Origin of the sequence: Christiangramia qingdaonensis (assembly GCF_048381525.1) — a bacterium.
GTDB lineage: Bacteria > Bacteroidota > Bacteroidia > Flavobacteriales > Flavobacteriaceae > Christiangramia.
Genome location: NZ_JBLWIM010000001.1, coordinates 1 through 11,983, shown reverse-complemented (window position 1 = coordinate 11,983; position 11,983 = coordinate 1). Strand labels below are relative to the sequence as shown.

Annotated in this window: 14 protein-coding genes and 1 rRNA gene; 8 read left to right on the top strand and 7 right to left on the bottom strand. The window is 36.8% G+C overall.

The annotated features are described in order from the left end of the window. A partial coding sequence (locus ACNI3T_RS00075; RefSeq protein ID WP_418226069.1) for a DUF6452 family protein occupies positions 1-204 on the top strand: 204 nt, incomplete at its 5' end. Next, the gene (locus tag ACNI3T_RS00070; protein WP_418226068.1) at positions 185-889 is read left to right on the top strand and encodes a DUF6048 family protein; all 705 of its coding nucleotides are present in this window, start codon (positions 185-187) and stop codon (positions 887-889) included. The genes ACNI3T_RS00075 and ACNI3T_RS00070, both read left to right, overlap by 20 nt. Here the strand turns inward: ACNI3T_RS00070 and ACNI3T_RS00065 are convergent. Then, complete coding sequence (locus ACNI3T_RS00065) at positions 886-2,043, bottom strand: THUMP domain-containing class I SAM-dependent RNA methyltransferase (protein WP_418226067.1); 1,158 nt, start codon at positions 2,041-2,043, stop codon at positions 886-888. The genes ACNI3T_RS00070 and ACNI3T_RS00065 overlap by 4 nt on opposite strands. A gap of 107 nt (positions 2,044-2,150) precedes the next feature. Between ACNI3T_RS00065 and ACNI3T_RS00060 the strand changes: the two genes are divergently transcribed. Further along, entirely contained in the window at positions 2,151-2,834 is a 684-nt protein-coding gene (locus tag ACNI3T_RS00060; protein ID WP_418226066.1) for a ZIP family metal transporter, read from the top strand. A 1-nt stretch (position 2,835) separates the two neighbouring features. Then, a complete protein-coding gene (locus ACNI3T_RS00055) occupies positions 2,836-3,264 on the top strand; it encodes a DUF4268 domain-containing protein (RefSeq protein WP_418226065.1) in 429 nt (142 codons plus the stop codon). A gap of 2 nt (positions 3,265-3,266) precedes the next feature. Here the strand turns inward: ACNI3T_RS00055 and ACNI3T_RS00050 are convergent, their stop codons facing one another. Further along, positions 3,267-4,178 (bottom strand): AraC family transcriptional regulator, encoded by a 912-nt coding sequence (locus tag ACNI3T_RS00050; protein WP_418226064.1) that lies wholly within the window; start codon positions 4,176-4,178, stop codon positions 3,267-3,269. A 204-nt stretch (positions 4,179-4,382) separates the two neighbouring features. Here ACNI3T_RS00050 and ACNI3T_RS00045 point away from each other — a divergent pair, with 204 nt between their 5' ends. From ACNI3T_RS00045 to ACNI3T_RS00030, 4 genes are all read left to right on the top strand, one after another. Further along, positions 4,383-5,906 carry an aldehyde dehydrogenase family protein gene (locus ACNI3T_RS00045; RefSeq protein ID WP_418226063.1) on the top strand — a complete coding sequence of 508 codons (1,524 nt, stop codon included), beginning with the start codon at positions 4,383-4,385 and terminating at the stop codon, positions 5,904-5,906. A gap of 4 nt (positions 5,907-5,910) precedes the next feature. After that, positions 5,911-6,300: a DUF779 domain-containing protein gene (locus ACNI3T_RS00040; protein WP_035695828.1), complete on the top strand. Its 390-nt coding sequence runs from the start codon at positions 5,911-5,913 to the stop codon at positions 6,298-6,300. 88 nt (positions 6,301-6,388) lie between these two features. Continuing rightward, entirely contained in the window at positions 6,389-6,754 is a 366-nt protein-coding gene (locus ACNI3T_RS00035; RefSeq protein ID WP_418226062.1) for a ZIP family metal transporter, read from the top strand. A gap of 1 nt (position 6,755) precedes the next feature. Beyond that, positions 6,756-7,184 (top strand): DUF4268 domain-containing protein, encoded by a 429-nt coding sequence (locus ACNI3T_RS00030; RefSeq protein ID WP_418226061.1) that lies wholly within the window; start codon positions 6,756-6,758, stop codon positions 7,182-7,184. Between the two features lie 43 nt (positions 7,185-7,227). Here the strand turns inward: ACNI3T_RS00030 and ACNI3T_RS00025 are convergent, their stop codons facing one another. The 5 genes from ACNI3T_RS00025 to rrf all read right to left on the bottom strand — a co-directional run. Next, positions 7,228-7,881, bottom strand: coding sequence for a response regulator (locus ACNI3T_RS00025; RefSeq protein WP_026915020.1), 654 nt, complete (start codon positions 7,879-7,881; stop codon positions 7,228-7,230). A gap of 113 nt (positions 7,882-7,994) precedes the next feature. Further along, entirely contained in the window at positions 7,995-9,761 is a 1,767-nt protein-coding gene (locus ACNI3T_RS00020) for a tetratricopeptide repeat-containing sensor histidine kinase (RefSeq protein ID WP_418226060.1), read from the bottom strand. 314 nt (positions 9,762-10,075) lie between these two features. After that, positions 10,076-11,134 (bottom strand): hypothetical protein, encoded by a 1,059-nt coding sequence (locus tag ACNI3T_RS00015; protein ID WP_418226059.1) that lies wholly within the window; start codon positions 11,132-11,134, stop codon positions 10,076-10,078. A 6-nt stretch (positions 11,135-11,140) separates the two neighbouring features. Beyond that, entirely contained in the window at positions 11,141-11,674 is a 534-nt protein-coding gene (locus ACNI3T_RS00010) for a DUF6252 domain-containing protein (protein ID WP_418226058.1), read from the bottom strand. A gap of 223 nt (positions 11,675-11,897) precedes the next feature. Continuing rightward, a 5S ribosomal RNA gene (gene rrf, locus ACNI3T_RS00005) occupies positions 11,898-11,983 on the bottom strand; the annotation flags it as partial.

The following is an 11,983-nucleotide window of genomic DNA, read 5'->3' as shown; positions in this document are numbered from 1 at the left end:
AATGCGCAAAACACAGATATTCTACGTTTTTCATATACCGTCCAGGAGGAATATTTAAATCGTGCCTGCGCCTATAAAGCTAATTACATTGGCTTAAAGGTAAATTTAGAAGGTGGCGAAGACGATTCCTGGATGCAAAACATACAGATTCTGGAAACTAATATTGACGATCAAAATAATGCCCATGTTTCGATATTTTTCTAGTTTCATTCTAATTTTTTGCACGTCACTCCTTTCAAGCGCTCAGGAACAATCTAGCATAAAGGATACCATAAATTACAATGAAAAGTACGGGATTCGGGTTGGAGTAGATATTAGTAAACCCATAAGAAGTGTCTTTGATGACAATTATAGTGGTATTGAATTAGTTGGAGACTATCGTTTCTACGACAATTTTTATTTTGCTGCAGAACTTGGAAACGAAAAGATAACTTTTGAAGGGGATAATATTCAAACCCTATCCAATGGAAGCTATATAAAGCTGGGTGGAGATTACAATGCCTATGAGAATTGGCTGGATATGCAAAATGTTATTTTTGTGGGTGTTCGTTATGGTTTCGCCACTTTCTCACAAACACTGGAAGAATATACTATCTATACTTCGACAGATTATTATGGTGTAAATACCAATACTGAAGAAATTGAATCTACCGGACTTACGGCAAGCTGGGCTGAAGTTATGGTAGGTATCAAGGTGGAGATAATTAATAATCTATACTTATCTGCTAACGTTCAGCTCAAGAGAAGAATTAGTCAGAGCGAACCTAATAATCTGGATAATCTTGCGATTCCCGGTTTTGGAAGAACTTATGATGCCAGTGAATTTGGAGCAGGTTTTGGCTACTCCATTAGTTACATGATCCCATTCTATAAAAAAGCAAGGAATTAATCTTCCTGCTTACTCTTCTTCTTCGAACCTTCGTAGAGTACATATTTCAGAAGACGTCCTTCAAGTGGTCCGTTATATAATTTTATCTTTCTGGAAGCTCTCAGCCCAACACTTTTAATCGCTTCAAAATTGGTAGCAATAAACCAAGCATGGGTACCAGGATATCCTTGTTTCAGGGTGTCCCCTATCTTTCCGTAGAAATCTTCTATATCGATCTCAAGTCGCTCACCGTACGGGGGATTGAAAAGCATATGAAGATAACCCTCATTCTGCTTTACACTTTCGAAAAAGCTCTTCTGTTCAATTTCAATAAAATCACCCAGATTCGCATTGCTCACGTTATCCTTCGCTTTCATTACTGCGGAAGGAGCCTTATCATAACCTCTGATCTTGAAATGGAAATCACGCACCTTCTTCATTGCTGAAGATTCAATCTTTTCATAAAGATCTTCATCCCAGTCATTCCATTTTTCGAAGGCAAATTCCTTTCGGTTTAAATTTGGAGGAATATTGCACGCAATCATAGCTGCTTCGATTGGAATGGTTCCACTACCACACATAGGATCTAAAAAGTCACATTGTCCATCCCATCCAGACATCAATAACATGCCCGCGGCAAGCACCTCGTTGATTGGCGCAATATTGGTTGCAGTTCTATAACCTCGTTTATGAAGACTATCTCCAGAACTGTCAAAGGATACATTACAGAAGTTATTCTCGATATGAATGTTAATTCGTAGATCTGGAAAATCAAGATCCACATCTGGTCTTTTACCAAATTTCTCCCTGAATCTGTCTACGATTGCATCCTTGGATTTTAAAGCTACATATTGTGAATGCGTGAAAATATCAGAATGCACAGCGGAGTCTATAGCAAGACTACCTTCCACATCTAAAAATTTCTCCCATGGTAGTTTTTTGATATTATCGTAAAGTTCCTGTTCAGAATTTGCTTTGAAGCTTTCATATGGCTTCAAAACTTTAATAGCGGTGCGCAGACATAAATTGGCCTTGTACATAAAGCCTTTATCACCAACAAAACTCACCATTCGGTTACCCTCTTTGATATCCATTGCGCCAAGATCCAAAAGTTCTTTTGCCAATATCGATTCGAAGCCAAATAAAGTCTTGGCGATCATTCTGTAGTTATCCATAGTACTGCTTTAAAGAACCACAAAAATAAAGTAATTTTGCCCCATACTATAATATTTACAGGATACTTCAATCTAAACCTTGGTTCCTGTCCTAATTGAATTTCAAGTTGCCAGAAAGCTTATATATTTACCTGTTACCCATCCTGGCTGTCATCGCTGGATATATCATTTCAGTATTTTTAAAACCAGGAAGTTCTTCGGGTTTTAAATTATTGCTGGCTTTTAGTGGAGCCTATCTCTTATCGGTTACTGTACTGGAATTGCTTCCGGAAGTTTATAGCTCTCCTAATGAGGATATTGGTGTTTTTATCATGCTGGGACTTCTATTGCAGATCGTGCTGGAATTTCTATCCAAAGGCGCCGAACATGGTCACATGCATCATAACAAAAATTCTGCATCATTTCCAATTACACTCCTTATTAGTTTAAGCATACATTCACTGCTTGAAGGCTTTCCTATGGATCATGATAATCACCTTTTGCATGGCGTTGTAATCCACAAAATACCCGTTGCAGCAATTCTTTCAGTTTTCCTGGTACAGAGTAAACTCAGCAAACCAAAGGTTTTTATATTCCTGGCTTTATTCGCTGCCATGACGCCCCTTGGAAACTGGCTCAAAAACAATATTCCTGAAATTGGCCAATATGCAGATGAGATCAACGGAGTAGTTATTGGTATTTTTCTTCATGTATCTACTACGATCCTATTTGAATCCTCTAAAAATCATTCCTTCAATGCTTCTAAACTGGGAGTTATAATATTAGGGATTTTACTTGCTTATTTTATCTAATATGTTTTCGCATGAAGAATCAAAAAAGATCAGACAGGAATTCTGGACCAGCTTCGGTAAAGAGTTTCCTCATAAATGGCTTTTGTACAATACCAAAATAAAGGAGATTCAATTAAAATTTTCCTTTACACGAAAATTTGCCATGGTATCGCTTGACATCATCGACCAGGATGAATTTATCAGAAGTTACTACTTCGAAAAATTAGAATCGTTACAAACGGTTCTAAAGGAATCTTATCTTCCCAATATTCAGTATGAAAAAGAATACGAATTACCGGAAGGTAAAATGATCTCAAGAATTTTTGTAGAAAAAGAAGGAGTCAATATACATCGCCAGAAAGACTGGCCAGAGGTAAAAGAATTTCTCGCGGAGAATATGTTGAAGATGGAAGAGTTTTTTGAAGATTTCAATGATTATATCAAAAGTTAATTCTAAGCATCCAATTGAATCCTGGATTGATAATCGCCAGGTGCCATATTTTTTCTAGATTTAAAGACCCGGTTGAAATAGGAGCGGCTCTCGAAACCACACTCTTGGTAAATTTCCTTAATACTTCTCCTCTTGTCTTGTAGAAGGCTTACCGCAAGTTTAATTCTCTCATTATTTATAAAATCAATAGGTGAAACTCCTAATTCATTTTTAAACACACGATAGAAATTAGATTCACTCATACAAGCCATCCTGCTCAATTCACTTATAGAAATATAAGAGCTCAGATTAGACCTGATAAATTCTACTACATACGCCAACCGGTTACTGGTTACTAAACCAAAACTTTTTTCAGTATAGATTTTCCTGGAATTGGTTTGCAGAATTCTAATAATGAGCTCTTCCAGCATGTTATCAACAAAAAGATCTTTGGAAGGATGCTCTTCAGTAAACAGGAACATCAATCTTTGTAAGATCTGGTAGATTCCAAGGTCGTTGGTGAAATGAAAATTATAATCCATAAGACTCCATTCTAGACCATCAGCTTTGGGCATTTGATCGTTCATTTTGTCAAGCACACTTTTTATCTTTTCTTCAGAAATAGCTATAGCGAGACATTGTGTAGGCTTATTAGACCTTGCTTCCGGAAAATCTATACACATAACTTCCTTTGACGGTAGGATAAGAGATTCCCCAGGTAGAAAATCAAAAGCTTGCCTTTCTCTTAAATGCATTATCTTCTTACCTTTTAGCATACTGGCGAGAACCGGTTGATCAAACTCAAGAATTACCTTCTCAGCTTGGGCATGTGTCTCGAAAATATGTAAAGCGGCATTATTGAGTGTATAAGAGGTTTGATTTTCTACAAGGCTTTGCAATTTACGACTCCCGTAAAACTTATTAGACAACTGCATATAAATAAACTATTGATATTGTATAGTAGGATAATGTATTAAATATACAAATTTGTGCAGGTTTTTTTAAAGATATATCAGTTTTTAAAGGATAGTTCAACATATCAATAGAATAGTTCAGGGATTTAATATAACAACTGTATAACTTTGAGAAGCAACGAATTTGGTCGTTTGCTAGTTTCTTATAACCTTAAAATTCAGATCATGAGCACAACACAAACCACAGAAAAGAAAGGAATTCAAAAACCAGAATTTAAAGACACTTACGATAACTTTATTGGAGGGAAATGGACTGCTCCCGTAAAAGGTGAATACTTTGAAAGTATTTCACCAGTCGACGGGAATAGCTTCACAAAAGTTGCAAGATCCACAGAAGATGATGTTAATAAAGCAATAGATGCTGCTTGGGAAGCCGCAAAAGAATGGAATAAATCTTCAGCCGCTTATAGAAGTAACCTATTACTGAAAATAGCAGATGTAATGGAAAACAATCTTGAAGATCTCGCCAGAGCAGAAACCTGGGATAATGGTAAAGCAGTTCGGGAGACTCTTGCAGCAGATCTTCCTCTTGCAGTGGATCATTTTAGATATTTCGCAGGAGTTATTCGTGCTGAAGAAGGATCGGTTGCAGAACTGGATTCGAATACCGTATGTGTGAATGTTACAGAGCCATTGGGTGTAGTTGGACAGATAATCCCATGGAATTTCCCTATTCTAATGGCTGCATGGAAACTAGCACCTGCCTTGGCTGCTGGTAATTGTGTGGTATTAAAACCTGCGGAACAAACACCAGTTGGAATTATGGTTTGGATGGAATTGATCCAGGATATTCTACCAGCTGGTGTGCTAAATATAATAAATGGATTCGGTGCTGAAGCAGGAAAACCACTGGCTTCAAGTCCAAGAATTGATAAAGTTGCATTTACTGGTGAAACAACGACCGGTCAACTAATCATGCAATATGCCTCAAAGAATATTACGCCTGTAACCCTCGAATTAGGAGGGAAATCACCAAATGTATTTTTCGAAAGCATTATGGAAGCGGACGATGATTTTTTCGATAAATGTATAGAAGGAGCTGTAATGTTTGCGCTGAATCAGGGTGAAGTTTGTACCTGCCCATCAAGGTTGCTGGTTCAGGAAAGTATCTATGACAAATTTATTGAGAGAGTTATCGAACGTACGAAAGCAATTAAATTAGGTCACCCGTTAGATCCAGAAACTATGATGGGAGCACAAGCCTCCAACGATCAATATGAAAAAATTCTGAACTACATCAAAATTGGAAAAGAAGAGGGATGTGAAGTACTTACAGGTGGCGAAGCTGCCTACAACGAAGGATTGGATGGTGGATATTATGTACAGCCAACTATACTTAAAGGAAATAACAAGATGAGGGTTTTCCAGGAAGAGATCTTTGGACCTGTTCTTTGTGTTACAACTTTTAAGGATGAAGCTGAAGCTATAGAAATTTCTAATGATACATTATATGGTTTAGGCGCAGGTGTATGGACAAGGGATATGCACCAGGCATATCAAATTTCAAGAGCAATTCAAGCTGGTCGAGTTTGGGTTAATAACTATCATAATTACCCTGCTCATGCTCCATTTGGAGGCTATAAAAAATCTGGTATAGGTAGAGAAAACCATAAGATGATGCTTAATCACTATAGACAGACTAAAAATATGCTGATATCCTACGATAAAAAAGCAATGGGGTTTTTCTAGTCATATGATAAATCGTGTAGATATAACGGAAGAAGCGATTGATGTGATTGACAAATTGAAAGAACGTCACGGAGATTTAATGTTTCATCAAAGTGGAGGATGTTGTGATGGCTCCTCTCCGATGTGTCTGGAAAAAGGGGATCTCCTTCTCAATGAAAATGATGTCTGGCTTGGAACCGTGCATGGATGCGAATTCTTTATGAGCAAGGATCAGTTTGAATACTGGAAACATACTCATCTTACAGTTGATGTAACAAAAGGCAGAGGATCAAGTTTTTCGCTGGAAATACCACTTGGTTTGAGGTTTATTATTAAATCCAGAATGTTCAGAGAAGAGGAAATATCAAATCTACGTGAGATTAAATTCGGAGAAGATTTTATTCAGAATGACTAGTTCTAATTGTTTAGACTTAAACAGCCACCATTTATGGTGGCTGTTTTTTTGGACATAAAACTTAATCTGACCGTTTATTGTCTTATAGTTGAGTGTACATTCTTTGCTTGAAGGTTTTCCTATGGATCATGATAATCACCTTTTGCATGGCGTTGTAATCCACAAAATACCCGTTGCAGCAATTCTTTCAGTTTTCCTGATACAGAGTAAACTCAGCAAACCAAAGGTTTTTATATTCTTGGCTTTATTCGCTGCCATGACGCCCCTTAGAAACTGGCTCAAAAACAATATTCCTGAAATTGGCCAATATGCTGATGAGATCAACGGAGTAGTTGTTGGTATTTTTCTTCATGTATCTACTACGATCCTATTTGAATCCTCTAAAAATCATTCCTTCAATGCTTCTAAACTGGGAGTTATAATATTAGGGATTTTACTTGCTTATTTTATCTAATATGTTTTCCCACGAAGAATCAAAAAAGATCAGACAGGAATTCTGGACCAGCTTCGGTAAAGAGTTTTCTCTTAAATGGCTTTTGTACAATACCAAAATAAAGGAGATTCAATTAAAATTTTGCTTTACACGAAAATTTGCCATGGTATCGCTTGATATCATCGACCAGGATGAATTTATCAGAAGTTACTACTTCGAAAAATTAGAATCACTAAAAACGGTTCTTAACGAATCTTATCTTCCCAATATTCAGTATGAAAAAGAATACGAATTACCGGAAGGTAAAATGATCTCAAGAATTTTTGTAGAAAAAGAAGGAGTCAATATACATCGCCAGAAAGACTGGCCAGAGGTAAAAGAATTTCTTGCGGAGAATATGTTGAAGATGGAAGAGTTTTTAGAAGATTTTGAAGACTTTTTAAAAAATTAATTCATTTCTATAAAGGACTGCTGTACCCTGTAGATCCTGGCAATTATATAATGTTATATTTCCTGGCAACATCTACTGCCTCAATCTTGGAATGTACCTGAAGTTTTTTATAGATATTTTCTACATGCTTTCGAACAGTGTTTGATGAAAGAAACAGCCGATCAGCAATGACCGTTGTACTCAAACCAGTTGCTAAATATTCCAGAACTTCGATTTCCCGTTTAGACAAAGAAACCTTTTCCTGAAGTTTTTTATTTTTAATCGCCTGAGGATTTCTTAGTAGATGTAAAGTTCTTTTTGCTATGGCAGGGGTCATGCCAGCACCACCTTCGATAGTTTCTATGATTCCCTTATAAAGATCTTCTGGTTTCGTATCCTTTAAGAAATATCCATCTGCTCCTGCTTTTATTGCATTAAAAATATATTCGTCATTATTAAATACTGTGAGAATTAAAACCTTTATGTGAGGAAATTTTTGTTTGAGCAGCATCGTACAATCAATGCCATTTAATCCTGGCATTTCTATATCCATAAGAATTAAGTCCAGGTTGGAGTTTTCATCTAATTTTTCTAGCAAATCCTGGCCTTTAGTAAAGGAAAATTTGTGATGTAAATCATCAAAGAATGATATCTTCTCTTCAAGAGCTTTGATGAGAAAAATATTGTCGTCTAATATGGCTAAGTTGATATTCTTCATTCGAAAAATTCCGCAGGTTATTAGTACCTGCGGAATTAGGTGTATCCAAATCCCCAATAATTGGATATCTAAATCTAGCAGGACTACTGTTTACTTACAATACGTCAATTTACCTATTTTTGGAGAGTAATCCTTGTTCCTTTTTCAGGTCGTGACCAGATCTCCAGGTCGATGTTACTCTCCTTTGCCCGTTTCTGCATATTAAGCAACCCGAAGCCATTTGCATGGTCATCAGGATCAAAACCAATTCCATTATCTTTTATGACAAATTCAATACGAGAATCATTCAAGATCTCCTCTACACTAATTGTCGATGCCTCTGAATACTTAATCGCATTGTTTAAGGATTCCTGGATTATACGATACATGTTTATGGCGTCTAATGCTGAGTATTCAATCTTCAATAGACCAGGATCAAAGTTTAGTTCGAAATCAATCATTTCACTGGACTGTTTGGCTTGATAGATCAAGTCTTTCAATCGATCCTGCAATTCATTTCTGGTAATAGTTTCTTTGTTCATTGCCCAGATGGTATCCCGCAATTCATTGATGGTGGTGGAAGTAAATGTAGAAATTTGATCGATTTTTTTTAGTATGATCGCATCAGAATCCTTAAGTCTGTACTTCAGGTTGTCCAGGCTTGAGATGATGAACGTTAGCTGAGAGCCTATATTATCATGCAAATCGCGGCTTATCCTTAGACGTTGCTTCTCTAGTTTATTACGTGTATCCAGCTCGGCGATCGCTACTTGTAGTTCACCTTCTTTTTTCAACCTTATTTTTTCTGATTTTTGTCTTTTAATAACCAGATAAGCCAGTACGGCTAAAAGTGCTGTAAGAATTAAAATTCCAGCGATGATAAAATTTCTTTTCTGAAGCTGAAGTTCATTTTCGGCCAGTTTCGCCCGTTGTGCTAAAATTTCATTTTCTTTCTGCTCCGTTTCAAACTCCACATTCAATTCCGCAATCTTCTCCTTCACGTCAATGGAGTTGATACTATCCTTAAAGACATTATACTTTTCAAGGTAAAATAATGCAGAATCCGTATTATTCCTGAATTTAAATGCTTCAGACATTTTCTGATAGGTATACTGAGCCAGGAAATTATAATTTTCTTCCAGGGCTAATGGAATAGCCTGACGAAAGCTTTTGATAGCTGAAGACGGATTGCCCTCTTCGAGATACACCTCTCCAATCTGGGTATAATTTTCAGCAATTCCTTTACGATCTTGAATATCGATACGTAATGATCTAGACTGTTCAAAATAATATCTTGCACTGTCATATGCACCTCGCTGCGCCAGAATTCCGGCCAGACTGCTATAACTATAAGGAATACCGATTTTAAAATCTATTTTAAGAACTTTTTTAAGACCTTTTCTGTAATAAAATTCAGCACTATCCAACTGCCCCTTCATCTCTTTAATAACACCATAATTGTTATAAATACGGCTCATTACCATTTCATAATTGTGCTCTTCAGCAATCCTTTTACCCTTCAACATGTATTCCTGGGCCTTATCCAGATCTTCCCTTTTCATGCGGTATCCCAGCTCCCCGTAACCATCTGCCACTTTTTCCATATCACCAATCTTTTCGTAAACTTTGATCGAATTCAGCATATAGTCTATAGAAATATCAAGATCGCCTTTGTATGCATGTAAGGTTGAAAGCTGCCAGTAAGAACCCGCAATACCACTATCGTATTCCAGTACCTTGGAATTCTCAAGATTGAGCTGAAAAATTTTTAACAAAGAATCTGAGGAAATTGCTGAATTTTGGAGAGTAAGGGAATTCAGAGAATCTATTTTCGCTTGTTGTTGAGCGAACATCGTGTTTAAGGTATAAACAAAAATTACGAGCAGTAATCGTTGCTTCATAAGAAAATTGATTGGTTAGTTGATTACTAATTTAAACTATTCAAACAATTAATTACAGCTGAAATATTGAATTTCAGTAAATTATACTGCCTCAGGCAGTTTTCCCTACGATCTTTCAGTGCTTCCAGATACAAAATTCGTGATTGAAGGTTACTCATATCTGTGTTGCATGCCTGCCGGGATATTCTATTTTTTTTTAACTCAGAGGCGATCGCTAACAGGAGAAGAAAGCATAATATGATTATCACTGGCATAGCTGTAAAAAATAAAAAGGCCGATAGAAGAAATCGGCCCTGTTTGAATAAACTCGAAGGTTAAAAGCTGGAGAGAAAAGTATTGGTTTGGTCAAGCAGCATCTTTTTACAGGCCATATAGCTTCCATTTGCATATTTAGCACCATCAACTTCCAGAGTCTTTAGAACACTTACGTTTTTAGATTCGGCACTATAGATTTTATAATAAGCGTTCGATGTACCAACCATGTCGATATCTCCGTAGGCAGATGTTACTAATTTATCTTCGCTTACCACTCCGTCTATTTCTATAGGCTTTTTAAGCGCTCCTATAAAATTAGCCTTGGCATTCATTCCCATTTTACCTGAAAAGAAGGTGATCTTACTATTTACGTTATCTGTCGTTTGTGAACCTTTAAACCTAAAACCCTTAGTTTTCTTGTTTGCCACAGTATAAATATCTGTCAATCTCAGATCTGGTTTAATTTTGACCTTGGCACCACCAGGGGCAAAACCACTACCATAATCGGCAAAAATCACATATAGATTTACATTCGCTACAATAGCATCGTTAAGTTCCTTTGAAACATTTTTGTCATTCATATTTCCCATGGAGGCGGCAAATTTGCTTTTTTTCTTCTCTTCTCCCTTATTATTCACTTTGTAATAGTAGTCATATCCAGTAGGACTAACAGTCACGATTCCCGGGATAGTAGATTTTCTTACTTCACCTCCCGTAGACTTAGCCCAGCCGGAATAAGCTTCGATATTCGCAGCATCTGCGGAGGATAAGATGGTAAATCCTTTTGCTCGGAGTAACTCGGTAAATTCCTGGTATAACTTATCTGTAGTGGCTATCAGCGCTTCCTCACTAACACCGCCTAGACCCACAGCAAGTTCCGCAGTAGCATCTCCTTTCACACCAGTATGGAACATCTTTCCACCTTGTTTGAAATCTATTACTTCATTAAAGATTTGATAATGAATATTGAATTCACTTATATAAACTTTTTGATTGGCATCCTTAAAATTTTTAGTTCCATATTTAGTAATCCAGGGTTTATAATCACCTAGACTTTGAGCGTGAATTGTATTGGTTGCAAAGACTGCAATAATAAATAATACGATGATCCTTTTCATAATTCTTTAATTGGAAAAAAAGTTAACGTTGAATTTACCTTCAGAAATTGTTTTTATAGTGTCGTCATTTCCGTTTTTGCCTTTAAAGCTGAAGGTTCCTTCAACACCTTGATCTGTTTCTTCTGAAATAGTAATAGTTCCTGTGGATCCAGTCATATACTGGGAAGACCAGCTTTGAGTATCCATAGGATTGTTTACATCGGTTTTCGTGTAAATCGCAGAACTTGAGTTAACAGATCCAAAAGTGAAATCATAGGTTCCCTCGCCGGTATATCCCATAATTGTCATAGTAATGCCATGACCATCGGAATTAGTACCCTGTACAACCAGCATTGTGCTTGTGGAGGCAATAGTTTGTTTTACAGCGTTGGATGATGCTGGAAATGACTTGAAAGAACCCACGCCACTAATATTGGCAGTCATTTCTCCACCACCATCGCCGGAGGCATTCTCATCATCATCTTTAGAACAACTTGATAAGGTTAAACTGAAGAGTGCCAGTAACAAAAAACACTGTTTAAAAAACTTAAATCCATTCATATTATTGAGATTAGGTTAATAATTGAAGGATAAAACTAAGAAGAGGAGTGTTTCGTTTCAATACGGCAATTGCCCTAAAATTGAAGTAATTGGGATTAATGTACATTATGAGGAAAGAAATCAGCAAAGGCGCAAGTCAATGTGAAGGATGAATCTAACTTAAGTTTGCTTCACATTATTGCATAAAAAAACCCTCCATCTTTATGATGAAGGGTTTTAAAGAAGAAGGCGACGACATACTCTCCCACAATACAGCAGTACCATCTGCGCTAACGGGCTTAACTACTCTGTTCGGGATGGGAAGAGGTG

What these genes read in the sequence shown, in the direction of transcription:
- ACNI3T_RS00045 (WP_418226063.1), top strand. Translation starts at nt 4,383, where the DNA reads ATGAGCACAACACAAACCACAGAAAAGAAAGGAATTCAAAAACCAGAA.
- ACNI3T_RS00010 (WP_418226058.1), bottom strand. Translation starts at nt 11,674, where the DNA reads ATGAATGGATTTAAGTTTTTTAAACAGTGTTTTTTGTTACTGGCACTC.
- ACNI3T_RS00065 (WP_418226067.1), bottom strand. Translation starts at nt 2,043, where the DNA reads ATGGATAACTACAGAATGATCGCCAAGACTTTATTTGGCTTCGAATCG.
- ACNI3T_RS00015 (WP_418226059.1), bottom strand. Translation starts at nt 11,134, where the DNA reads ATGAAAAGGATCATCGTATTATTTATTATTGCAGTCTTTGCAACCAAT.
- ACNI3T_RS00040 (WP_035695828.1), top strand. Translation starts at nt 5,911, where the DNA reads ATGATAAATCGTGTAGATATAACGGAAGAAGCGATTGATGTGATTGAC.
- ACNI3T_RS00030 (WP_418226061.1), top strand. Translation starts at nt 6,756, where the DNA reads ATGTTTTCCCACGAAGAATCAAAAAAGATCAGACAGGAATTCTGGACC.
- ACNI3T_RS00055 (WP_418226065.1), top strand. Translation starts at nt 2,836, where the DNA reads ATGTTTTCGCATGAAGAATCAAAAAAGATCAGACAGGAATTCTGGACC.
- ACNI3T_RS00020 (WP_418226060.1), bottom strand. Translation starts at nt 9,761, where the DNA reads ATGAAGCAACGATTACTGCTCGTAATTTTTGTTTATACCTTAAACACG.
- ACNI3T_RS00050 (WP_418226064.1), bottom strand. Translation starts at nt 4,178, where the DNA reads ATGCAGTTGTCTAATAAGTTTTACGGGAGTCGTAAATTGCAAAGCCTT.
- ACNI3T_RS00070 (WP_418226068.1), top strand. Translation starts at nt 185, where the DNA reads ATGTTTCGATATTTTTCTAGTTTCATTCTAATTTTTTGCACGTCACTC.
- ACNI3T_RS00025 (WP_026915020.1), bottom strand. Translation starts at nt 7,881, where the DNA reads ATGAAGAATATCAACTTAGCCATATTAGACGACAATATTTTTCTCATC.